A 23,968-nucleotide genomic window follows, 5' to 3' on the forward strand; every position below is an offset into this window, starting at 1 on the left:
ATCAGACCGCCAACGGGGTTTTTTAGAGGTCGTTGGCGGCTTGAATACGGAAGTTGTTACTTTGCGGCGTCGAGCATTTGTTGAACCGAAGCCTTCACAAGCTTGTCGACCGACCCAGACTTCACCTGAGACGCAATGAAGTCGTTGAGAACTGCAACGTCCGCAGGCGGAGTACCCTTGCGAAGACCAAACGCAACGTTCTGGTGCGCGAGTGGGGGCGTTGGGCTGAACGCTGCTGCCCAGTCCGGGTGCGCCTGCGTAAGAAGCATGTTCGTGATGCTCGGGTCTGCAACCAAATCTGCTCGGCGGGAAAGAAGGGAAAGCCGTACCTCATCGTCCCCCGGCAAGCGAACAATCTCTGCCTGCTTCAGGGCAGCAGTAATGGCTTTGTCCGCGGCGGTGCCAGACATGACGGCAATTCTGATGTCCTTCTTGTCGATGTCGGCAAGGGAGTGGATACCTCCCGCGAACTTGGGATTCTTCTTGTTGTACGCGAACGACAGGCTGTAGTCGATGGCCGGAGCGGAAAAATCGATGGCTTCCCGTCGGGCAGGCGTGTCGTTGAGCGCCATGGAGAGGTCCCACTTTTCCGACTGCAAGCCGGCGACGATGTTGTCCCACGTAGTGTCAACGAACTCCACTTTGACCTTCAGAATCTTCTCACCGAAGTCACGGCACAGGCTGCTGAAGAATCCGCTGTGCGTCCCGGTACTGGGGTCGCGCATAACATAGGGAGGTGCGACAGCGGCGCCACAGCGAAGTACGCCCGCCTTTTTGACGGCTTGCCACGTGTTTGCATCATCGGCCTTGGCCGGCATGCTTGCGAGGGCAGCGGAGAGAAATGCCGCACATGCTGCGGCACCAAGAGTCAAGCGAGAGTTACCTAACATGTCGACCCCAAAAAAGAAAGTGATGGTGTGGTCAATCAATCCGTTCGAATGGTGCACATCAGTGCATTGAGCTTCTTCACCTGGCAATATTTGACTGGAAATCCGACAAATTAAAATGTCGTCCTAACAAAACTGTCTGAAGCCCGTACCTCCAGTTGACGTAACCCGCTTGTTAAAGGCGACAACCGCCGGATGTCGCGTTCAATACGTCAACCAGCCGACCCAGAACAGGCACCTCATGACCCCTCGACGGTTTTGCTCAGGTCAACCTCAGAGACCTGGTCGCTTCGCATGAATTCGAAAAAGCTCTCCCGAAAGTGCCTTGTCTGTTCCAGCGCCAGGTTGTCTGCCAGGTCGGGTTCGCAGGCGCGGATGGCTTTCAACATCATCTCGTGCTGTTGATACAACTGATTCGCATCGTGTGTCTGTCCCAGGTGCTCGATGTGCAGATTGAACATCCGACGGCGTTCGTCGAGCAGGCGCTCATAGAACGCAGCCAGGTAGGGATTCCGGCCTGCACGCGCTGTCGCCATATTGCAGTTCTTGTGGGCCGCAGAAACGCTGAGATAGTCACCTGTTGCGATTGTCTCGAGCAATTCCTTGTTAGCAGCCGCAATCATGACCAGATCCTCGTCCGTACGATTTGTCGCGGCGAGTCTGCAGTTCAGGCGATGAGCGATACCGAGCGCCTCGACGTACTTCGGGAACGCCTCCAGTTCGATTGGCGACACAATCGTGCTTCGGTTGGGAAGCACGACTGCGAGACCGTCGCCGACCAGCCGAATCAACGCTTCGCGTATCGGGGAACGGGACATCTGAAACCGGTCGGCCAGCGTTGCCTCGTCAAGAAGCCTTCCTGGTCGTTGCGCAAGGTTCAGAATCTCGGTGCGAAGCGTCTGATACACCGTTTTGGTGCTGGTTACCTTTCCTCGGCGCTCGTCGTCAGTTAGGAGAGTGTTCATAGCATGCTTCGTTTTGATTGGATACCGCAGTCAATCTGGTTTGTTCGGGAAGATTGCGGAGAGCCTTCCAGGACTTCCCGACTATCTGGGTCGCCGGGCCGTGTTCAATCGCTGTCGGGCAATCTCAGGTACGACCGCTGTTCTACCTCGGGGAAATACTCTCCGCGACGAACAAACTTCGTGTGGTCGCGAACCGCGTTCGGATAAGTTTCCCAGTCGATAACCCGACCAGTCTGCAGCGAGCGCATCAGGAACTGCCTAGTTCGCTGATTGGCCGCGACTTCTTCCCGAAGGTCTTCAAGGTTCCACGTTTCCGCCAGAATCGTCTTGAGTTCTTCGAGGATGGGGCGAGCCTCCGGGTCGTCGGCGAGGTTATTGACCTCACCCGGGTCTGCATCAAGATTATAAAGCTGGGAAGGATACGCCCTGGAATAGACCAGCTTGTACTTTCCCTTTCGCACCATGACGCGTGGAGCTTTCGTCCCGCCGTCAAGGTGCTCAGCAAGAACCACCCGGTCGGGCTCATCTTTCTTCATCAAAGACAGAAGGCTGCTGCCTTCGTAGGCCGTCACGATGGCTTTCTCGTCTCCATTAGCAATGTCAACCAGAGTGGGGAGCACATCGACGAGTGATACGGGGGCCTTTACGCGTCCGGGACCCTTTGCGCGCGGGTCGTAGAAGAAGAGCGGTATGGATAGCGCGGGTTCGAACAGGTTTTTCTTGAACCATAGACCGCGCTCGCCAACCATGTCGCCGTGGTCCGACGTGAACATCAGAATCGTGTCTTTTGCCATCCCGGTGGCTTCGAGGGCCGCCCGTAGTTCTCCCACGCGCTGGTCGATATAGGAAATCATAGCGTAGTAGCCATGCCGCGCGCGCCGATAGACTTCGTCAGTCACGTTGTACTTGTCGAGACCGTAGTGAAAGTACAGGCCGCGGCTATGGGGGTCCATCTTGTCGAGTTCAATTTCGGCGACGCGAGGCTCGTCGATTTCCTCGTCCTTGTAGAGATTCCAGAACTCGGGAGTCGAGACGTACGGGTCGTGAGGCTGCGTGAACGAAACTGTCATGAATAGAGGGCGACCGTCACCATATCGACGCCAGTCGTAGATTTGCTGAACCGCACGCCTGGCGACTTCATCGTCGTAGTCGATTTGGAGTGACCGCGCGACGGCATTCGCGTCGGCGACCGTTTCAACGCTTGACACGCCCTGGGTCTTGACATGCGTTTCCGGGTGCTCCGGGTCGCCGACCTCGTCATAAGTCAGCGGCGTCCAGCTGAAATCCGCGGGGTAAATTTCGGTGGTCAGACGGTCCTCGAACCCATGGTGCTGGTCGGGGCCGACGAAATGCATCTTGCCGGACAGACACGTGTAATAGCCAGCGTCCCTAAGGTAGTGAGCGAATGTGGGAACGGACGCGGGAAACTCGGCCGCGTTGTCGTAAGCGCCAATCCGGGAAGGCAGGCGCCCACTCATTAAAGCAAAGCGCGATGGCGCGCAGAGCGGGTACGGACAGTATGCGTGCTCGAAAACGGTGCCCTCAGACGCTAGCTTGTCCAGATGCGGCGTTTTGCAGACTTTGTTGCCATACGCAGGGAGCGCGTAAGCCGTCAACTGGTCGGCCATGATGAACACAATGTTGGGCTTCTTCATCGAACGTTCCTTGTCACCTCGTCTCACGGCACACCCAGCATCGGTTTTTCGAGGGTTGAGCCATCCCTGTGCTATCCGTTGCATCCCGTTTGGGCCTTCCGGATTTCCTGCAATCATTTTGTCGACTAAAATTCGACAAGTAAACTGTTTTTTGGGTCGCCACCGGTTTTTCACCTCCGCGTTAACCCGATATATCGCGACACTTCGGTTCGAGCGGTACCTATCCGGTTTTTGTTCGCTTGACCTTGTCGAAAATTGGGCGACATAATCGGCGCAAGTTGCACACTTTGATGTATACACTGCAGCGTTTGAATATCTGACAGCGCTGTTAGCCGGGCGGTTCGTGGAAGCGAGGCCGGCGGTTCCTCAGGGTGGTGCTGCTGTCGGAGGCGGCAACAGATGTCGACTCCGTGCATGGTGCGGCAGGTCTCCTGCAGGTTGGGTCTTCGTAACGCAAGCTGATTTAAACAATATATTGAGGAGTCCGATATGAAAGCTTCACGGCTGTTTGGCGCTGCTATTGCAATGATGCTCGCAAATGTCGCCAACGCTCAGAGCGGCGCCACCTTGTACGGAATTATCGACGCGGGATTCAACTACGTGAGCAATCTCAAAACCGGCAACGGTGCGCACGCGTTTATGTTGTCCGATGGCCCTCCGCAGGCAAGTCGATTCGGCCTGAAGGGGGCAGAGGATATCGGGGCTGGGAACAAGGTTATCTTTCAGCTCGAGAATGGTTTTAGCGTGGCGAACGGCAATCTCGGCCAAGGTGGCCGGATATTCGGGCGCCTCGCCTGGGTGGGGATGTCGGGGCAGTCTTGGGGTAAGGTTACCCTCGGTCGTCAGTACGACCCGGTTGTTGACTACCTTTATCCGCTGACTTCGTGCGGCACCTACGGCGGCGGATACATGTGCCATCCGTTCGACAGTGACAACATCGGCAACGACTTCCGCGTCAACAATTCCGTCAAGTACACGAGTCCGAACCTAGGTGGTTTCACGTTCGGAACGATGTACGGGATGAGTAATCAGGCCGGAGGGTTCAAGCAAAACCGTGCGTATAGCGTTGGGGGTTCCTATGCGAACGGGCCTATCTATCTCGGCGCGGCATTCGAGCAACTGGATAATCCAGGCACAAACGCCGATGGCGCTGTTTCATCCAATGCAGACGCTCCGTTCGTCGCAGCCCGTCAGCGCATCTACGGTGCGGGTGGAACGTACACGATTGGCCCCGTGAAGCTGGCAGCGTCATGGGCCCGGACGGTGCTTGATGGCATCAAGTCAGGCCCCATCGTTTCCAGCTACCTGCGACTCGACAATTACGAAGTAAACGCAACCTACACGTTCACACCGAGCGTCCTTTTGTCCGGGGGCTACTATTTCACGAGCGGCAATCAAGCTTCCGCAACCGGGGACCTGCATCCGAAATGGCACGAATTTAACGTGATGCTGGATTACATCCTTTCAAAGCGCACGGACGTATTCGCAATGGCCATTTACCAGAAGGCAGCCGGGGATGCGACCTTTGCGAGCATCTACGCAATCGGGCCCACCGCGACGGAGGCACCGGGAAGCGCCCGCCAGACCGTAGTGCGGCTGGGTATCCGTCATAAGTTCTAAATCAAATTAAAAGCTTTCGCATCAGCGGAGGCCTCTTTGCGCACCTTAGCACGCACCGTCTCTCAGGCATCGCAGCGATGCAGTGAGCATGGAGCGGCCGCAGCTGACGTGTTTTTCAACCTTTCACTTTCGCCTGAATTGCTGTCGATATGGGCCTCTCAGCAGCAAGAAATCACTGGCAATTCTGTGCTGCGGGTTAACCCCCTGAGCGGTTTCCCTGAAAACCTCGAATAGAGGTTGACAGTGCAAATTTCAGCCGCCTAAACTGTGTGCAACGCTGCATACACCGAAGAATGCAATGTAGCACGCGGCGAGATGTATGGTGAAGGGCGGTCCGCCCGAAACCCTCCCTGCCGGGTACCAGCCGCCGGACATGAGCGCCTCGGCCGGAGTTGCTTGAAGACCGTCAGTTTTGGCTCGCTTACTTATTCAGGCGCATCGCACGCGCTTCGCTGGAGAGACTTCAATGTTGTCACCCCAAACCATGGCCATTCAACCCAACGGACAATCCGCCGTCCATGACGTTCCCGTCTCCACAACCGGAGACTTCGTCCAGTTTCGCCAGGTGTACAAGTCTTACGGCGAGAACCTTGTCGTCATGGACAAGATGGACCTCGACATGCGTGCTGACGACCGCCTTGTCATCATCGGCCCTAGCGGAAGCGGAAAAAGCTCCCTGCTGCGCGTCATGATGGGCCTCGAGGGAATTCAAAGTGGCGAGATTGGCTTCCGGGGCCAGCCCTACATTCGAGGCGCTGATGCAGGACGTGCAAAACGCATTGACGCCAAGCTCCAGAAGCAAATCGGCATGGTGTTTCAGCACTACACGCTCTTTCCTCATCTGTCGGTGCTCGGCAACCTCATTCTCGCCCCCGTCAAGGCTGGCGGCCTGTCGAAAGCAGAGGCCACCGAGCGTGCGCGGATATATCTCGCCCGGCTGGGGCTGGAAAGCAAGCTGCATGCATATCCGAGCCAGCTCTCCGGCGGTCAGAAGCAGCGCGTTGCAATCGCCCGCGCATTGATGCTCGAGCCAAAGCTGATGCTGTTCGACGAAGTCACGTCGGCACTCGACCCGGAAATGGTCGTTGAAGTGCAGAACGTAATGCTGCAGTTGGCTGAACAGACGATGGCCATGATTATCGTCACGCACGATATGCATTTTGCGCGTGATATCGGCACTCGTGTGGTGTTCTGCGCAAGCGGAAAAATCGTGGAACAGGGCGCACCTGCCGAAATGTTCAAGTGTCCGAAAGAGGCTCGCACTCGCGAGTTCCTCGAGAAAGTTCTGCATCTCGACTGAGGTTAAAGCCATGAACTACCACTTTGACTTTAGTTTTCTTGAAGGCAGTGTTGGGGCATTGCTTTCTGGCCTCAGGGTGACGTTGGAGCTGGCTATTGCCTCCAACGCCATGGGCCTTGTTCTGGGCTTCCTTCTTTGTCTCTTGGCGATGAGCCGCTGGGCAGTCGTTCGATGGCCGGCTCAGCTCTTCATCGAGTTTTTCCGCTGCACACCCGCACTGCTGCAGATTGTGTGGTTCTTCTACTGCATTCCGATGCTCGCAGATGTGTTCATCGACCCCATCGTTATGGGCGTGCTTGCGCTCGGCCTGAATCTCACTGCCTTCAACGCGGAAGCGTATCGAGCCGGTGTCCAGGCAGTTCCCAAGGAGCATCTCGACGCGTGCGTTGCGTTGGGACTGCGTCCCTGGCAGCGTACGTTCTACGTCGTGCTGCCACAAGCCCTGCGAAATGCGATGCCTGTTCTGATGACCAACGGCATCGGCAGTCTTCAGCAAAGTGCTCTGGTTGCCATCGTTGCTGTTGCTGACCTGATGTACGTCGCCAAGAGTCTCGCGACTGAAGCTTATCGTCCTCTCGAGACTTACTCCGTCGTGGCGCTGATTTACTTTGCACTAACCTTGCCCATCTCGAAGCTAGTGCATCTTGTCGAGCGCCGGCAGGACGCGGCTATGCAGCGATAAGGAACTGAACATGAGCCTCAACTTTTTTGCCGTCTTTCCCTATTGGCACGTCCTGCTTAAGGGGCTGGGCGTTACGCTGGCTTTTACAAGCAGCTGTGCAGTGATAGGGAGCCTCGCAGGATTCATGTTGAGCCTGCTGCGGATGTCGCCGACACCATGGGTTAAAGGGCTAACCACTTTTTATGTCCAGTTCTTCCGCGGCACGCCACTGCTGATTCAGCTTTTCTGGGTCTTCTTTTGCTTCCCGGTTATTTTCCGGATACCGATTCCTCCGTACCTGTCAGTCGTCATCTCACTGACCATGTACATGGCGGCGGTTACGAGCGAGACCTTCCGTGGAGCCCTGAAATCAATTTCGGCCGAACAGCATGACGCATGCACCGCCCTCAGCCTCACGCCGCAAGCGAAGGTTCTCTATGTGATTTTTCCACAGGCACTGCTCAGGGCGGTTCCGCCGCTCCTTTCGAACATTGTCAGCCTGTTCAAGGAGAGCGCGCTCATCTCGTCGGTGGGTGTCGCAGACCTGATGTTTGTTGGAGAGAGCATTTCCAACAGCACGGCTCGGCCGGTGGAGTTCCTGACCGCAGTTGCAATTATTTACTTCCTTGTCGCGTTCCCGCTGACACGTCTGGTCGGGCTGGTTGAATCGCGCTTCCTCAGACGTTTTGCCTATTAACCCAAACAGTATTTTTGATTGTCGGAGTAACTCAAATGCAGATGAAAGGTATCCTGCCCGCACTCGTCACCCCGTTCAATGTGTCCGGTGCGGTCGACCACGACACGCTTGCGTCCATCCTCGAGTTCCAGCTCAAGGCTGGCGTCAGTGGATTCGTTCCGCTGGGCTCGACGGGCGAATACTACGCGCTTACGCACGACGAGCGACGCGCCATCCTGAAGACGGTCCTTGAAGTCGTGGGTGATCGCGGCATGCTCATCGGCGGCGCAAACGGCTCGTGCACGCGCGAAGTCATCGAACAGGTCCAACTGGTCCGCGACGCGGGCTACAAGAACGTTCTCATTGCTCCGCCGTACTACGCGCTGCCGTCGCAGGAAGAGCTTATCGGCCACTACGAAGCCATCCTGAAAGCAGTTCCGGACGTCGACATCGTCCTGTACAACTACCCTGTTCGCACGAATGTCGAAGTGGGCTTCGGCGTGCTGGACGCGTTCAAGGACAACCCGCGCGTCATCGGCATCAAGGAAAGTAGCGGCAACCTGTTGCGCGCCATCGAAATCGGCGAGAAGTACAAGGACAATTACCAACTGTCGTGCGGCTCGGACGACCAGGCGCTCGACTTCTTCCTCTGGGGCGCGAGCAGCTGGATTTGCGGTCCGGCAAACTGCTTCGTGAAGCCGGTGGTTGATTTCTACAACAAGTTCACCGCTGGCGATATCCGCGGCGCGCAGGACGTGATGCGTTCTCTGTTTCCGGTTATGGCGACCATGGAAGCAGGCAAGTTTGTGCAGAAGGTGAAGTACGGTTGCGAACTCGCCGGCTTCAAGGTCGGTCCTGCACGTATGCCGCTCAAGCCGCTCACGGACGAAGAAAAGACAGCGTTCCGCGCTGTTTTTGAGGCCGCCCAGGTCTGACGTACGCGCGCCGACGGACACATTCCGTAGGCGCATTTCTTTCACGAGACATCGGAATGACGAGACATAGTTTCAGGTGCATCGAAGGGCACGCAGAGGGCATGCCAGTCCGCATGGTGATTGACGGCGCGCCTCAGCTTACGGGGAAGTCGATGAACGAGCGCCGTGAAGAGTTCGTCGCGACGTACGACTGGATTCGTCGTTCTCTTATGCTCGAGCCCCGCGGGCACTCTCACATGTCGGGCACCATCCTCTATCCGGCATTGTCTGCTGGGTCGGATATGAGCCTGCTCTTCATAGAGACGTCTGGTTGCCTCCCCATGTGTGGGCATGCGTCAATCGGATCCATTTCGTTCGCACTTGAAGCAGGTCTTGTTCATCCGAAGTCGCCCGGCAAGGTCGTTGTCGATGTGCCTGCCGGGCAGCTTACTGCTCACTATGAGACGGAAGGCAGGCGTTTGACCTCCGTCCGCTTTACAAATGTACCGAGCTTCCTGCTGTATCGCGATGTGGAAGTGGTCCATCCGCGGTTCGGCAAACTGACCATCGATATTGCCTACGGTGGCAACTTCTATCCGATAGTCGAGGTGCAGCCGAACTTCCCTGGCTGCGAGCATTTCTCCCCCGAGGAACTGCTTGATTGCGGCCGCCAGATGCAGGTCTTGGTCAACCACACGGTCGATGTTGTTCACCCCGACAACCCGAACATTCGCGGCGTCAAGCACTGTATGTGGACGGGTGCTCCGATTTCGAAGGACGCCGATGCTCGCGCCGTCGTCATCGCAGGTGACAGCCTGATTGACCGTTCGCCTTGTGGAACGGGCACGTCGGCGCGCGTGGCTCAGCGCCATGCAATGGGGCTGCTGCAGCAAGGAGAGACTTTCACCCATCAAAGCCTCATCGGTAGCCATTTTATCGGCCGTGTTGAATCTACGCTGAAGTTAAAAAGTGGTATCGATGCCGTGCTGCCGAGTGTTGAGGGACGCGCCTGGATGACTGGGCGTTCGGAGCACTACGTCGATGACTCGCAACCCTACGCGCATGGCTTTGACCTGCAGGAGTTCTCCAAGTGAACGCCGTTCCTCGTGATTCTTTCACGGCCAGCCAGGCTCCTGTAGTGCAGGAATCCGCCGCTGTCGTCGGTGGCGGCATCATCGGAGTCTGCTGCGCACTCTATCTTCAGCGCAGTGGCTACGCCGTTACGCTGGTTGACCCCGAAGCGCCAGGCAACAGTACGGCGAAATGGAGTTGTGGCCAGATGGCGGTGAGCGAAATCATCCCGTTGTCGAAACCCGGCATTTTGATGAAGGTACCTGGCTGGTTGATGGACCAGAAAGGTCCTCTTGCATTGCGCCCAAGTGCACTGCCGGGCATCGTGCCGTGGTTTTTCCGTTTTCTCATGTGCGCGCGCCATTCGAAGATTGTCGACATTGCGCAGTCAATGGCGACGCTCACGCACGACGTGTATGCCGACTATGCACCGTTGCTTGATGCCTGTGAGGACAAGACCCTGATGGGCGAGCGTCCGATTCTTGAAGTCTTCGACAATCCAGCGGGCATCACCCACGAGCAACCACACCTCGACCTGCGCACATCCCTCGGCTTCAAATCGCAGCGGCTGAACGCAAAAGAAATCGGTGACCTTGAGCCCGCATTGGCAGGACGCTTCGCTCACGGTTTGCTCTTTCCTGACTGGCGAGCGGTCAGCGACACAGAGGGCTTCGTTGCCGCGCTCACGGAAAGTTTCGTTGCTCACGGTGGTCGGCGCATTCGCGCGGAGGTCACCCGCATCGACGAGTCGAATGGGCGAGCAACGGGTGTCACGCTAGCAAACGGCCAACGCGTGCAGGCCAGTGCGGTTGTTGTGGCCTCTGGCATCGGTTCGCGACGGTTTTTCGACGCACTAGGTGTCAGCATCCCGCTCGAGGGTATTGCAGGCTACCAGGCCGTACTTACGAATCCGGGCGTCGAAATCCGTCATTCCACAATCTATGCGGACGGAGGCTTCTGCTTCAGCCCGATGACGCGTGGCCTTCAGATTGGCGGCACGATTGAATTCGCTGGACGCGACGCGAAACCGAACTTCAGGCGCGCCGACATCATCCTTGAAAAAGCAAAGCGGGTGTTACCGGAACTCCAGACGGACGATGTCGAGTATGGCGTTGGCTATCGTCCCTTCCTGCCAGACACTAAACCCATCATCGACCGTTCACGTCGTCTGCAGAACGTGTTTATGGCATTCGGCCACGGCCAGCTCGGTCTCACATTAGGCGCAACAACTGGACGTCTGATTGCAGACATGGTTGCCGGGCACCCGACGAAACAGAACCTCACACCATTCAGCGCCTACCGCTTCTCCTGACGGGACGAATTCGATGAAATCGTACGAGCATCTCTATATCAACGGCCAATGGGTTTCGCCCCTGCAGGGTGGGACTTTCGATACGGTTGACCCGAGCAATGAGAAGGTGATTGCAAAGGTCGCTGCCGCAACCTCGGAAGACGTCGACCTTGCAGTCAACGTTGCCCGCAAAGCATTCGACGAAGGCCCATGGCCCCGTATGAGCGGCGCCGAGCGCGCCGCTGTCCTTCGCAGAATCGGGAAGGGCATTCGTGACCGTTTGCAGGAGCTTGCGGAAATCGAAGTTCGTGACAATGGCAAACCGCTTCCGGAGGCCCTATGGGACCTGGGCGATGCAGCCGGTTGCTTCGAATTCTATGCGAGTCTCGCCGAGAGGCTGGATGCCGATGCCGAAAAGCCTGTTGCGCTTTCCGATGACCGCTTCAGCTCGGTTGCGCGCAAGGAACCGGTCGGTGTCGCGGGGGCCATCATCCCCTGGAACTTTCCGATGTTGATGGCCGCATGGAAGGTCGCGCCTGCTCTCGCAGCTGGCTGTACCATGGTCCTGAAACCGTCGGAGCTCACGCCTCTGACTGCGCTTGAGCTCGCCGACATTGCGGCCGGTGCTGAACTTCCTCCCGGCGTGCTCAACGTGGTCACCGGTCTTGGCAAGGACGCAGGCGCCCCGCTGAGCGAGCATCCGGGTATCGACAAGCTGGCGTTCACCGGTAGCGTTCCGACCGGTAGCCGAATCATGCAGGCCGCTGCGCGCGACATCAAGAATGTGAGCCTCGAACTGGGCGGCAAGTCGCCGTTCATTGTCTTCGAAGATAGCGATATCGATGCGGCCGTCGAATGGATTATGTTCGGCATCTTCTGGAACCAGGGAGAGGTTTGCTCTGCGACGTCGCGCGTTCTCGTGCAGCGCGAAATTTACGGGCGCCTGCTCGAGCGGCTGGAAGAGGAAACGCGCAAAATCACTATCGGGAACGGTCTTGAGGACGGCGTGCTGCTTGGACCACTCGTTAGCGAGGGGCAGTATGAGAAAGTGCTCGAAGCCGTCGCGCGTGGCAAGGAAGAAGGCGCGCGACTGGTAACTGGCGGAGAACGACCCGCACACCTCGATAAGGGTTACTTTATGGAGCCCGTCGTTTTTGCCGATGTACCGGAAGAAAGCTGGGTCTGGCGTGAGGAAATCTTCGGGCCGGTCGTATGCATTCGACCGTTCGACACTGAGGCGGACGCGGTGCGGTCCGCAAACGATTCGCGCTTCGGCCTTGCTGCGGCGGTGATGTCGCGCGATAACGAGCGCTGCGAACGTGTCGCGCGAGCGCTGCGCGCCGGCATTGTCTGGATTAACTGCTCGCAACCGACTTTTACGGAAGCTCCATGGGGTGGCTATAAGCAAAGCGGTATCGGCCGCGAACTTGGCGAATGGGGCCTTAACAACTATCTGGAAACAAAACAGATTACGCGGTACGACAGTGACAAGCCATGGGGCTGGTACATCAAGTAAGGTGGGTCAATCATGCGCTGGAAAAAGACACTCCAACTCGTAGACGTGCACTGCGAAGGCGAGATTGGCAAGGTTATCACGGCAGGAGTCGTCGGCATCCCCGGTGAGACCATGCTCGACAAGATGAACTACATCAACGAGGTGGACGACAGTCTGCGCAGACTGGTCGTGCTTGAGCCGCGAGGCTGCCTGCAGATGTCGGTCAATCTCCTGCTGCCGCCGACTCGTCCTGAAGCACACGCCGGATTCATCGTGCTGCAGGCGGACAAGGCGCATCCGATGTCGGGCAGCAATGCCATTTGCGTGGTCACAGCGTTGCTTGAACTCGGTATGGTCGAGATGCAGGAGCCGGAAACGACTGTGGTGCTCGACACGCCAGCGGGATTGGTTACCGCCCGCGCGAGCTGTAAGGACGGGCGTTGCACCGAGGTCTCACTCGACATGATGCCGTCGTTTGTCGAACAGCTGGACTTTAGCTTCCAGACGTCGCACTTCGGAACAATCAAGGCGGACATCGCGTTCGGCGGCGTCTATTACGCGCTCATCGACGTCGAACAGGTTGGGCTGGAGATTGCGCCAGAGAAGGCCCGCGAGCTTGCCGAGCTTGGCGTGTCGCTGAAGGATGTCATCAACGGGCAGATCCGGATACAGCATCCGCTCTACCCACAGATTAACGAGGTCGCCTACGTGATGTTCCGCAATCGCGTGACCGACGAACTGTATCAGACGTGCACGACACTGCCTCCTGGTCGGGTCGACAGGTCACCGTGCGGAACGGGAAGCTCGGCCAATCTGGCGACGCTGGCCGCCCGAGGCCTGGCGGACGTTGGCAGTCGGCTGAAATCGCGCTCGACAATCGGAGGCGAATTTACCATCGAGCTCCTCGGCAAAACCGAGGTAGGAGGCAGGCCGGCGGTGCTCCCGCGTGTTCAAGGGCGGGCGTGGGTCTACGGAATCCAGCAGATTGGGGTCGACCCTGACGACCCGCTCGCCGCCGGCTTCATGCTGAGCGACACCTGGGGCTCGGGTTTCCTGAAGGCCTGAGGCGGAGTGCGCGCGATGATAAACTTGAATGCGCGCCCGTCTTTCCGGGCCCACGATGATGGCGGTGAAACGATGAGCAAAGGCACGACAGAGACTGAGACCAACGTGCGCCGGCATGGCGGACGGTACATCTACGAGGAGTTGCGAAAGCAGATTCTGACGCTGCAACTCAAGCCAGGCGCCCCGCTGGACGAGGTATCGCTTGCGGAGCAGTTTGGCCTTTCGCGTTCGCCGGTGCGCGATGCGCTTGCGCGACTGACTAGCGAAGGCCTGGTGACCATTCTTCCGAACCGCACGACTCTTGTCACGCCGTTCGAAATTGAAGAATTCCCCAAATACATTTCGGCACTTGACCTCATCCAGCGAGCGGTCACGCGGTTGGCAGCACTGCACCGAACCGATACCGACCTCGCCCGCATCCGTAAGGCAGATGACGTGTACATGCAGGCGGTGGCAAGTGGCGATTTCCAGGCGATGTCCGAAACGAACAAGGCTCTGCACATGGCCATCGCGCATGCGGCGAACAACCCTTACTTCGTCGGATATTACGAGCGGCTATTGGGTGAAGGCCAGCGACTGTTGCATCTGCATTTTGACTTCACGGTCACTTCGCCGACAGCGGCGAAGCTCGGACGCGACCACGACGAACTGATAGAGGCGATAGCGAGGAAAGACGCCGAGGCGGCGGAAAAGGCCGCGCACGAGCACACCATGCTGTTCCAGAAACGGTTTCTTGATTACATGCGACAGAACATGACGGAATCGATGGCCGTTCTGTGACCCGTTGCAGGCAGCTTTGGTCTCTCCAAGTCTGCCTTTTTCGCAAAGCTAGGCGGCGCCGCTGGTCAGCCCCTTCATAAACGTCCACAGTTCCGGAACGTCGGACGCCGCTGCGTTGAATCTGAACCACTCAGATGCGGGCTCCCCTGGTCGGAAATATGAGCCAGGAGCAAGCCAGATGCCCTTGCTCAACGCATCATTTGCAACTGCGATGCTGTCTTCCGGCCGAATAGGCAACTTCGCCCACAAAAACAGCCCTGCATTGGGCGCGTGGAATATTTCGAGGCCGGCTCTGGCCATGGACTCAGTCACGCGCGCGTGCGCATTGAACAGCCGTTCCCGGATGTGAGCGGTATGACGGTCGTAGTGCCCTTCTATAAGGACGGTCGCGACAGCACGCTCGGTAACTTCGGATGAGGTAAGGCCGACCGCCATCTTTGTCAGGGCGAACCGCGAAACGAGGTCTCGGCTGGCGGCGATATATCCGACTCGCATTGCGGGTGTGATGGTTTTTGAAAAGCCTGATACGTAGATGACCCGTTGCAGACCTTCCATCGCCGCGAGGCATGGCGCGCCAGGCGGAGCGAGCTCTCTGGAGATATCGTCTTCAACAATCCACAGACCTTCGCGGTCGGCAATCTGAAGCAGGCGGAACGCTGACGAAGCGCTAAGCGATGTTCCCGAAGGATTCTGCAACACGGTATTGATGAACAGGCCCTTCGGGCGATGTCGCTTCACCACCTCTTCAAGTTGCGCGCTATCGATGCCGTCAGGTGTACGCGGAACACTCACCACGTTGACGAATGCCACCTTGAGAATCTGCAGCAGATTGCAATAGCACGGGTCTTCAACAATCACCGTGTCACCGGGCCGAAGAAGAGTCCGAACGACGAGGTCCAGCGCCTGAGTGACGCCTTGCGTCAACAGAACGTCAGTGGTACCTACGGACAGCGAATATCTACGCAACGAATTAGCGATATGCTCGCGCAGTGTCGCGAGTCCGTACGGATGGCCGTAGCCTCCGATGCGGGGTCCTGGCACGCGGCTTACTACGCGCAACGCGTGTTGAACGCCACTCTCGTTTATCCAGTCGTTTGGAATCCACCCGCATCCCGCCTTGATGGGCACAGACTGGTCCGCAAAAACGTCGGACAGTAGCCACGCGGCGTTTAAACTTGGAGCGCTCCAGACAGGCGCAGCAGGCGCTTTGGCTGCTGGAGTTGCGACACGGTAACCTGCTCCGGCACGGGCGTTCACAAGCCCTAGCGAAACAAGCCGTTGGTATGCTTCAGAGACTGTGTACGTGCTCAGGTTATGAGCTTTCGCAAGCGTTCGTACAGAAGGCAGCATGGTGCCGGCGGGGTACGTACCCTGTCTCAGTTCCTGCTCGATTGACGAGACAATCTGGTCGACCAGCGTACCTTCGTTCTTCCTGACGCGGGACAGGTTCAGTTCGAACATTTCAATACAGTCCGGGAGAAGTAGTTAGTACAGTCTGACCGTTTGTTTTCGGCTGTCCAGTGATTGTAGCGTGCGAAGTCGATAGAGTTGACTCCATATTCACGGAGTCATCTCATGAGCACAACGCAAACCGGGCCGGACCTCTCGAACTTCTGGATGCCCTTCACGGCGAACCGGCAATTCAAGGCAGCACCCCGACTGTTCAAATCTGCGAAGGGCATGTACTACACGACCGTGGACGACCGTCCCGTGCTCGACGCGACGGCAGGTCTTTGGTGCGTGAACGCGGGCCATGGCCGCTCGGAAATCACGGAGGCTGTCGCTGAGCAACTCGCAACGATGGACTATGCGCCGACGTTTCAGATGGGCCACCCGCTCGCATTCGAAGCAGCGACCGCGGTCGCCGAATTGATGCCGGTGGGCCTCGACCGTATCTTCTTTACAAACTCGGGTTCGGAGTCGGTCGACACAGCGTTGAAGATAGCACTCGCCTATCATCGTGCGCGCGGTGAAGGGCAACGTACCCGCTTCATCGGCCGGGAGCGTGGTTATCACGGTGTTGGGTTCGGCGGCATTTCAGTCGGTGGCATCCTGGCAAACCGCAAGACGTTCTCCGGTAACCTGATGCCACATGTGGACCACCTTCCGCATACGCTGAACATCGCGGAGGCAGCGTTCACGCGTGGCCAACCGACCTGGGGTGGACATCTGGCAGATGAGCTTGAGCGGCTCGTCGCGCTCCACGACGCCTCGACCATCGCCGCCGTTATCGTCGAACCGCTTGCAGGGTCGACTGGCGTAATCGTTCCTCCGAAGGGCTACCTTGAGCGACTCCGCGAGCTGTGCACCAGGCACGGCATCCTGCTGATTTTCGACGAGGTGATTACCGGATTCGGGCGCTTGGGCGCGCCGACGGCGAGCGAATATTTCGGCGTAGTTCCGGACGTCCTCACGATGGCGAAGGCAATCAATAACGCGGCCATTCCAATGGGCGCCGTTGCGGCCAGCCGCGCGGTCCATGACACGGTGGTCAATGCAGGAGCGGAGAATGCTATCGAGTTTTTTCATGGCTACACCTACACTGCGCATCCCGCCGCGGCAGCAGCTGCTATTGCAACGCTCGATATCTACAAGCGGGACCGACTCTTCGAGCGTGCAAAAGAGTTGTCCGGCGTTTTCGAAGATGCTGTACACGAGCTGCATGGCTCACCGTACGTGAAGGACATCCGGAACCTCGGTCTGGTCGCCGGTATCGAGCTCGAATCGCGTCCGGGTGCACCGGGTGCACGCGGATACGACGTATTCCTGAAATGCTTCGAGGCTGGCGTACTCGTGCGTTACACCGGTGACATTCTTGCCTTCTCGCCGCCACTGATTATCGACGAGCAGAAGATTGACCAGATTTTCTCAACGGTGCAAGACGTACTGCGCAACGCTGCCTGATTTTAACCACCAGGCCGCCATCGGCCAGACAAGCATCTGGAGTTCCGAAATGAATGTAGCAAATGAAACAGCGAACCTCTCTATCAAGCAGGTTAGCCACTTCATCAACGGTCAAATCGTTGTGCCGTCGAGCGACCGCTTCAAGGATATTTTCAACCCCGCAACCGGAGAGGTGACTGACGGAGTGGCCCTTGCCTCCGTCGAAGAAGTCGACCAGGCGGTGCAGGCAGCCGCGGCAGCTTTCCCGAGCTGGAGCGAGACTGCTCCGCTCAAGCGTGCGCGCATCCTGTTCAAGTTCAAGGAACTGCTGAACAAGCACCACGACGAGCTGGCGATGCTCATCACGCGTGAGCACGGCAAGGTCTTCACCGATGCGCAGGGCGAAGTGGTACGTGGCATCGAAGTTGTCGAATTCGCTTGCGGCATTCCCAATCTCCTGAAGACGGACTTCACCGACCAGATTGGCGGCGGCATCGATAACTGGAACCTGCGTCAGCCGTTGGGCGTGGTGGCGGGCATTACGCCGTTCAATTTCCCCGTGATGGTGCCGATGTGGATGTTCCCGGTTGCGCTGGCCTGCGGCAACACGTTCTTGTTGAAGCCGTCCGAGCGCGACCCGTCCGCTTCGGTGCGCCTCGCCGAACTGCTCAAGGAAGCTGGCTTGCCGGATGGCGTCTTCAACGTGGTCAATGGCGACAAGGTGGCAGTCGACGCGCTCATCGACCATCCGGACGTCGCCGCCCTGTCGTTCGTCGGCTCGACGCCGATTGCGGAGTACATCCATACGGAAGCGTCGCGTCGCGGCAAGCGCGTGCAGGCGTTGGGCGGCGCGAAGAATCACCTCGTGGTGATGCCGGACGCAGACCTGGACCAGGCGGTGGATGCGCTGATTGGTGCCGCCTACGGCTCCGCCGGCGAGCGCTGTATGGCTATCTCGGTGGCGGTCGCCGTGGGTGACACCGGGGACGCCCTCATCGAGAAGTTAATTCCGCGCGTCAAATCGCTTGTTATCAAGAATGGCGAGAAACTCGACGCTGAAATGGGGCCGCTCGTGACGGCCGAACACAAGGCGAAAGTGGCCGGCTACATCGCTTCCGGCGAAGCCGAAGGTGCCAGGCTCATCGTTGACGGGCGAACTCACCCGGTCTATTCGAGGCCAGGGTATTTCATCGGCGGTACCCTCTTCGACGACGTTCGGACGGACATGAAAATCTACAAGGAAGAGATATTTGGGCCTGTTCTTGCGGTGATTCGAGTGCCCGATGTCGCGAGCGCAGTGAAGCTAATTAACGCGCATGAGTTCGCGAACGGTGTCTCGCTTTACACGTCGGACGGCGGCGTGGCCCGGGCGTTCGCGCGACAGATTCAGGTCGGCATGGTCGGCGTGAACGTGCCCATCCCGGTTCCGATGGCATGGCATTCGTTCGGCGGCTGGAAGCGTTCCCTTTTTGGCGACCATCATGCTTACGGCGAAGAAGGCGTACGCTTCTATACGCGCTACAAGAGCGTCATGCAGCGTTGGCCGGATAGCATTGCCAAGGGAGCCGAGTTCACAATGCCCGTTGCGAAGTAAGCTCATGACTTGGCGCGGTCGGCGGTTGCGGATGGCGTCCACTGGCCGAGCCGAGCCAGGCTCAGTCGCTTGGGTCATACCACAACAAGGTTGTAGTGGCGGCAAGCGCGCCCCCGCGTTTCAACGCGGGCGCCAGAAGTCGCATGGAGGATTGAAAACATGGAGGCTTGGATGTTTCGTCGCGGTCCTCTCAAGTGGCTCTTGGGGGCGAACCGCGACGAGACGGCGCTGCAGATGCAAGATGCGGTGGATTTGCTGGCAAGGGGGTGGCCGGAAGATTATCCGGCCGGAACGGTGGAATGGTTGATTGCGGGACAGGTTTGACCCAGTGAGTTCGAGCGGGCTCTGATGGTGCCTGTAGACCCATCCGCGATTCGTACGGAGGGCTTTCACGCCTCGCGTGACGCTTCGGAGCCCCCTCCCTAAAAGTGTCCCTCAGCCGCCCTGCGCCCAAAAATTTCAAAGAAAACGGGGGGTAAAAAGACGAGCCGCTCGATGGTTACATGCGCTACCGAATAAATGCGTCCCTAGCCATAGCTGACAAGGCTTTGACCGTTTCGGCACTCTCCGTCAGGGAGGCTTCCATGACGAGGTCGAGGGACACTTTCTTTTTTGCCGGGCACACGGGATGCCGGCCAGCGCCCACGCACTCCACCGTCACCGACTTCGCCAGATTCCAGGTTTTTGCCGGCGTCAGATAGGAGCGCATCAACGGCCATCGCCGCTAGGAGTCGTTCTGAGGCGGTCAGCGCAGTGCGTCTATCTAAAAGAGGCGCATTCGCTAGAGAAGCAAACCGGGTCACCCCAACTACGATGCTCTGGCGCGACCAACGAAGCCGCTGTGCGTGAGCTGGGCGATGCTGTCGCAGGCGAAATCGTTTTCAGTACATTGGGCGGGAGCACAGACAAAAACCGCGGACCAGCGGACGCAGCAGAAGTCCGGCTGAAAAGCCCCCCTGATTGTTGCCGAGACCGAAAAAACTACGGCCACCTCAACACTGTGGCCGTCATTCGTGCGGCTGTGACGTTAGTAAGGTGCCGTCATGTGAGCTATCGGAGCGCGTCTATCGATAAATGTCTCAATGGATGCTTCCCAAAATCTCAGGTTATGACTCCTGCTACAACACCCTCAAACGTCGATATTCCCCGCCCTCAACGCATTCGACTCAATAAAAGCCCTGCGCGGCTCCACATCATCCCCCATGAGCGTAGTAAAGATGCCATCAGCAGCAATAGCATCCTCAATCTGCACCCGAAGAAGACGCCGCACCGCAGGATCCATAGTCGTCTCCCAAAGCTGCTCCGGATTCATCTCCCCGAGGCCTTTATAGCGCTGCTTGGACATATTCCTCTCAGCATCAGCCAGCAGCCACTTCATCGCACTCTTAAAGTCGGTGACAGCCATACTCCGCTCCCCACGCTTGATCACAGCGCCAGAGCCGATCAACCCCTTGAACGTATTAGCGGTGGTCACAAGCTGCTGATAATCCGCAGTCAACTGAAACTCTTCATCGATCACAGAAATCTTCTGATTCCCATGATGCGTCCGCGCGACGCGCAGCGAGCGCAGCTCCCGCACCGGGTCATACATCGTCGTAACGCGCACTTCCGGCTTCAGCGCATCATCCCGCAGCTTCGCCTCAAGCGCGCGAGCCGAAGCTTCGGCCGCCTGCTCGCTGGAGAGGTCGATAACGACGCCATCCATCACGGCCTCGAGCGCACCCGCGTCATACAGCCGGCTCAACCGATCAACCACTGCCTGCGCCAACAGATAAGCCCGAGCCAACTCACCCAACGCATCCCCGGTAATCGGAGTCGCACCTTCAGAAGCCACCAACTCCGACCCCTGCAACGCGAGCCGAAGAATATGAGCGTTGACTTCCGACTCATCCTTCAGATACCGCTCATCCTTCCCCGCCTTGATCTTGTAAAGCGGCGGCTGCGCGATATAGATATACCCGCGCTCGATCATCTCCGGCATCTGCCGATAGAAGAACGTCAACAACAGCGTCCGGATGTGCGCGCCGTCGACGTCAGCATCGGTCATGATGATGATGCGGTGATAGCGCAGCTTGTCGAGGTTGTAATCTTCCTTGCCGATCCCGCAGCCAAGCGCGGTAATCAGCGTAACGATCTGCTCGGAAGAAAGCAGCTTGTCGTAGCGCGCCTTCTCGACGTTCAGCACCTTGCCGCGCAGCGGCAAGATAGCCTGAAACTTCCGATCACGCCCCTGCTTCGCCGACCCTCCCGCCGAGTCACCCTCGACGATATAAATCTCCGACTTCGCCGGATCCTTCTCCTGGCAATCGGCGAGCTTGCCGGGCAAACCGACGCCATCGAGCACGCCCTTACGGCGCGTCATCTCACGCGCCTTGCGCGCCGCATCGCGGGCACGCGCCGCATCGACGATCTTGCCGCAGATGATCTTCGCGTCGCCCGGCGTCTCGAGCAGGAATTCCTCGAGCGCCTTTGCGACCACTTCTTCCACCTGCGCGCGCACTTCCGACGACACGAGCTTGTCCTTCGTCTGCGAGCTGAACTTCGGCTCAGGCACCTTCACCGACAGCACGCACGACAGCCCTTCACGCATGTCATCGCCCGACGTTTCGACCTTCGCCTTCTTCGCGACTTCGTGATCGGCGATGTACTTGTTCAGCACGCGCGTCATCGCCGCACGCAGACCGGTAAGGTGCGTGCCGCCATCGCGCTGCGGAATGTTGTTCGTGAAGCACAGCACGTTTTCGTTGTAGCTGTCGTTCCACTGCATCGCCACTTCGACGCCCACACCATCCTTCTCGCCGATGATGTGGAAGATGTTCGGGTGCAGCACGGACTTGTTCTTGTTGATGTACTCGACAAAACCCTTCACGCCGCCGACGAACGCGAAATCCTCTTCCTTACCCGAGCGCTGATCCACCAATCGAATCCGCACGCCGTTATTGAGGAACGAAAGCTCACGAATCCGCTTCGCGAGAATGTCGTAGTGGTATTCAACATTGCCGAAAATCTTTTCATCGGCCATGAAATGCACTTCGGTGCCGCGGTTTTCGGTGTCGCCGATCACCTGTATCGGCGACGTGGTCACGCCGTCGATCTCTTCGAGCACGCGGTTCTGCGGCACACCACGGTGGAATTCCATGAAGTGCTTCTTGCCGTCGCGGCGCACGGTGAGGCGCAACCACGCCGACAGCGCGTTCACGCACGACACGCCCACGCCGTGCAGGCCGCCCGACACCTTGTAGCTGTTCTGGTCGAACTTGCCGCCGGCGTGCAGCTCGGTCATCACGATTTCGGCGGCGCTGCGCTTCGGATCGTGCTTGTCGTCCATCTTGAGGCCGGTCGGCACGCCGCGGCCGTTGTCGGTGATCGACACGGAGTTGTCCGCGTGGATGATCACCTGGATGTCGTTGCAATGGCCGGCGAGCGCTTCGTCGATGGAGTTGTCGAGCACTTCGAACACGAGGTGGTGCAAACCGGTGCCATCCGATGTATCCCCGATGTACATCCCAGGCCGCTTGCGCACGGCTTCCAGACCTTCGAGGATCTGGATGGACGAGGCGCCGTAGCTGTTATCGGGCTGCGTATTGTTCGTTTCAGTCATGGATTTTTTCCGGTTCTGCGTTACTGCAAGGTTGCTGCTCTGGACTTTTCAAAACGCCATAAAAACGCCAAAGGGGCGCTGCGCCCCTTGGTGTTCTTCTTGATGTTGGACGCGTCAGATGCGCATCGGCATCACCACGTACTTGAATTCGTCGTTCTCGGGAATCGTGATCAACGCGCTGGAGCTGGCATCACCCAGGCTCACCTGCAGCATGTCGACCTTCAAATTCGCGAGCACGTCGAGCAGATACGTGACGTTGAACCCGATATCGACGCTGTCGCCGTCGTATGCGATTTCCAGTTCTTCCTGCGCCTCTTCCTGATCGGCGTTGGTCGACATGATCTTCAACTGGCCCGGCTCGACGATGCAGCGCACGCCCTTGAACTTATCCGACGTCAGAATCGCCGCGCGTTGCAGCGAACGCTGCAGTTCTTCGCGGCCAATCTGGAATTTATTCTTGTGCGACTTCGGAATCACGCGCTGGAAGTCGGGGAACTTGCCTTCCACGAGCTTCGACACGAGTTCAACCTGACCGAACGTGAACTTGACCTGCGTCTGCGCGATGTCAATCTTCAGCGTGTCGTCGATGTCTTCGAGCAGGCGCTGCAGTTCGAGAATCGTCTTGCGCGGAATGATCACTTCGTGGCGCGCGAAGGAGCCCTCGATCTTCATCGACGAGAACGCGAGACGGTGACCGTCGGTCGCGACCGCCATCAGCTGATCGCCGTCCACCACCAGCAGCATGCCGTTCAGGTAGTAGCGGATGTCCTGCTGGGCCATCGAGAAATGGACCATGCCGAGCAGCTGGCGGAACGTCTTTTGAGGAACCACCAGGCTCGCGCCGTAGTCTTTGGCCTGAGCGACGGTCGGGAATTCGTCCGCGGCGAGCGTCTGCAGCGCAAAGCGGCTCTTGCCGGATTGCACGGTCAGACGCTTGTCGTTCAGCGTCAGCGTGACCTGGCCGTCAGGCATCGCGCGCAGAATGTCGAGGAGCTTGCGCGCCGCCACCGTGGTCGCGACCGAATCGCCGCCCACGCCGAAATCGGCGCGCGTGGTGATCTGCAACTCCAGGTCGGTCGACAGGAACGATACGTCAGGACCGTTCTTGGTGATCAGCAAATTGGCGAGGATCGGCAACGTATGGCGGCGTTCGACGATGCCGCTCACGGTTTGCAGCGGCCTGAGGAGGTTGTCGCGTTCGGTCTTGACCAGTTGCATAGGGTTCCTTCGTTGATATAACGGCCTGCACGCCTTACGGGACAAGCTTTTCAGCGCGCAGCCACGGCTCCCCGCCGGCGCCCTGAAAAGCGCCCGACACGGCGTGAAATCCGCCCGTCGCCGCCGGGCGGTTAAACCTGTATTGTGCCTGAAAACGGGACCGCCTCACTAAAATGGGGGCGAGTTCGGGAATAAACAGGTCGATTTTGTAGGGCGTGGTCCGGGCTGCCGCCGACTTGTCGCGCCGCTGCGCGGCGCTACCGGTTCGCAGGCTCGTTGTTCCGCCACTTCT

Annotated in this window: 19 protein-coding genes; 13 read left to right on the forward strand and 6 right to left on the reverse strand. The window is 58.3% G+C overall.

Annotated features, from left to right (window positions below):
• Nucleotides 1–56: 56 nt before the first annotated feature.
• The 3 genes from OKW35_RS08975 to betC form a co-directional block, all read right to left on the reverse strand.
• Complete coding sequence (locus tag OKW35_RS08975) at nt 57–929, reverse strand: substrate-binding periplasmic protein (RefSeq protein ID WP_260321172.1); 873 nt, start codon at nt 927–929, stop codon at nt 57–59.
• 197 nt (nt 930–1,126) lie between these two features.
• Entirely contained in the window at nt 1,127–1,852 is a 726-nt protein-coding gene (locus tag OKW35_RS08980; protein WP_184060942.1) for a GntR family transcriptional regulator, read from the reverse strand.
• Nucleotides 1,853–1,956: 104 nt separating this feature from the next.
• Nucleotides 1,957–3,507, reverse strand: a complete 1,551-nt coding sequence (betC, locus tag OKW35_RS08985; protein ID WP_429356389.1) for a choline-sulfatase — start codon at nt 3,505–3,507, stop codon at nt 1,957–1,959.
• Nucleotides 3,508–3,996: 489 nt separating this feature from the next.
• On the opposite strand from betC, the gene OKW35_RS08990 reads away from it, so the two are divergent.
• The 10 genes from OKW35_RS08990 (at nt 3,997) to OKW35_RS09035 (ending at nt 14,380) form a co-directional block, all read left to right on the forward strand.
• On the forward strand, nt 3,997–5,127 hold the full coding sequence (locus OKW35_RS08990) for a porin (RefSeq protein ID WP_260321173.1): 1,131 nt from the start codon (nt 3,997–3,999) through the stop codon (nt 5,125–5,127).
• Between the two features lie 466 nt (nt 5,128–5,593).
• The gene (locus OKW35_RS08995) at nt 5,594–6,427 is read left to right on the forward strand and encodes an amino acid ABC transporter ATP-binding protein (protein WP_184060944.1); all 834 of its coding nucleotides are present in this window, start codon (nt 5,594–5,596) and stop codon (nt 6,425–6,427) included.
• A gap of 10 nt (nt 6,428–6,437) precedes the next feature.
• Entirely contained in the window at nt 6,438–7,109 is a 672-nt protein-coding gene (locus OKW35_RS09000) for an amino acid ABC transporter permease (RefSeq protein WP_184060945.1), read from the forward strand.
• Between the two features lie 10 nt (nt 7,110–7,119).
• Nucleotides 7,120–7,785 (forward strand): amino acid ABC transporter permease, encoded by a 666-nt coding sequence (locus OKW35_RS09005; protein ID WP_184060946.1) that lies wholly within the window; start codon nt 7,120–7,122, stop codon nt 7,783–7,785.
• A 35-nt stretch (nt 7,786–7,820) separates the two neighbouring features.
• A complete protein-coding gene (locus OKW35_RS09010; protein ID WP_184060947.1) occupies nt 7,821–8,699 on the forward strand; it encodes a dihydrodipicolinate synthase family protein in 879 nt (292 codons plus the stop codon).
• Nucleotides 8,700–8,755: 56 nt separating this feature from the next.
• Nucleotides 8,756–9,772, forward strand: coding sequence for a 4-hydroxyproline epimerase (locus OKW35_RS09015; protein ID WP_184060948.1), 1,017 nt, complete (start codon nt 8,756–8,758; stop codon nt 9,770–9,772).
• On the forward strand, nt 9,769–11,061 hold the full coding sequence (locus tag OKW35_RS09020) for an NAD(P)/FAD-dependent oxidoreductase (protein WP_429551728.1): 1,293 nt from the start codon (nt 9,769–9,771) through the stop codon (nt 11,059–11,061). The genes OKW35_RS09015 and OKW35_RS09020 overlap by 4 nt, the downstream gene beginning before the upstream one ends.
• Nucleotides 11,062–11,074: 13 nt before the next feature.
• The gene (locus tag OKW35_RS09025; protein WP_429551729.1) at nt 11,075–12,556 is read left to right on the forward strand and encodes an aldehyde dehydrogenase family protein; all 1,482 of its coding nucleotides are present in this window, start codon (nt 11,075–11,077) and stop codon (nt 12,554–12,556) included.
• Between the two features lie 12 nt (nt 12,557–12,568).
• Complete coding sequence (locus tag OKW35_RS09030) at nt 12,569–13,600, forward strand: proline racemase family protein (protein ID WP_429356385.1); 1,032 nt, start codon at nt 12,569–12,571, stop codon at nt 13,598–13,600.
• Between the two features lie 72 nt (nt 13,601–13,672).
• On the forward strand, nt 13,673–14,380 hold the full coding sequence (locus OKW35_RS09035; RefSeq protein ID WP_429551730.1) for a GntR family transcriptional regulator: 708 nt from the start codon (nt 13,673–13,675) through the stop codon (nt 14,378–14,380).
• 48 nt (nt 14,381–14,428) lie between these two features.
• On the opposite strand, the gene OKW35_RS09040 is transcribed toward OKW35_RS09035, so the two are convergent.
• The gene (locus OKW35_RS09040; RefSeq protein ID WP_429551731.1) at nt 14,429–15,841 is read right to left on the reverse strand and encodes a PLP-dependent aminotransferase family protein; all 1,413 of its coding nucleotides are present in this window, start codon (nt 15,839–15,841) and stop codon (nt 14,429–14,431) included.
• A 114-nt stretch (nt 15,842–15,955) separates the two neighbouring features.
• Here OKW35_RS09040 and OKW35_RS09045 point away from each other — a divergent pair, with 114 nt between their 5' ends.
• From OKW35_RS09045 to OKW35_RS09055, 3 genes are all read left to right on the forward strand, one after another.
• On the forward strand, nt 15,956–17,284 hold the full coding sequence (locus OKW35_RS09045; RefSeq protein ID WP_184060954.1) for an aspartate aminotransferase family protein: 1,329 nt from the start codon (nt 15,956–15,958) through the stop codon (nt 17,282–17,284).
• 49 nt (nt 17,285–17,333) lie between these two features.
• Nucleotides 17,334–18,857, forward strand: coding sequence for a CoA-acylating methylmalonate-semialdehyde dehydrogenase (locus tag OKW35_RS09050; protein ID WP_429551732.1), 1,524 nt, complete (start codon nt 17,334–17,336; stop codon nt 18,855–18,857).
• Between the two features lie 171 nt (nt 18,858–19,028).
• Nucleotides 19,029–19,181 carry a hypothetical protein gene (locus OKW35_RS09055; protein ID WP_184060956.1) on the forward strand — a complete coding sequence of 51 codons (153 nt, stop codon included), beginning with the start codon at nt 19,029–19,031 and terminating at the stop codon, nt 19,179–19,181.
• A gap of 805 nt (nt 19,182–19,986) precedes the next feature.
• Here OKW35_RS09055 and gyrB read toward each other — a convergent pair.
• Together gyrB and dnaN are read right to left on the reverse strand one after the other, a co-directional pair.
• Nucleotides 19,987–22,458, reverse strand: coding sequence for a DNA topoisomerase (ATP-hydrolyzing) subunit B (gyrB, locus tag OKW35_RS09060; protein ID WP_429407884.1), 2,472 nt, complete (start codon nt 22,456–22,458; stop codon nt 19,987–19,989).
• A gap of 114 nt (nt 22,459–22,572) precedes the next feature.
• A complete protein-coding gene (dnaN, locus tag OKW35_RS09065) occupies nt 22,573–23,676 on the reverse strand; it encodes a DNA polymerase III subunit beta (protein WP_090802283.1) in 1,104 nt (367 codons plus the stop codon).
• Nucleotides 23,677–23,968 lie beyond the last annotated feature (292 nt).

It is taken from the genome of Paraburkholderia sp. MM5477-R1, assembly GCF_050436385.1.
In the GTDB taxonomy this organism is placed as follows: domain Bacteria; phylum Pseudomonadota; class Gammaproteobacteria; order Burkholderiales; family Burkholderiaceae; genus Paraburkholderia; species Paraburkholderia tuberum.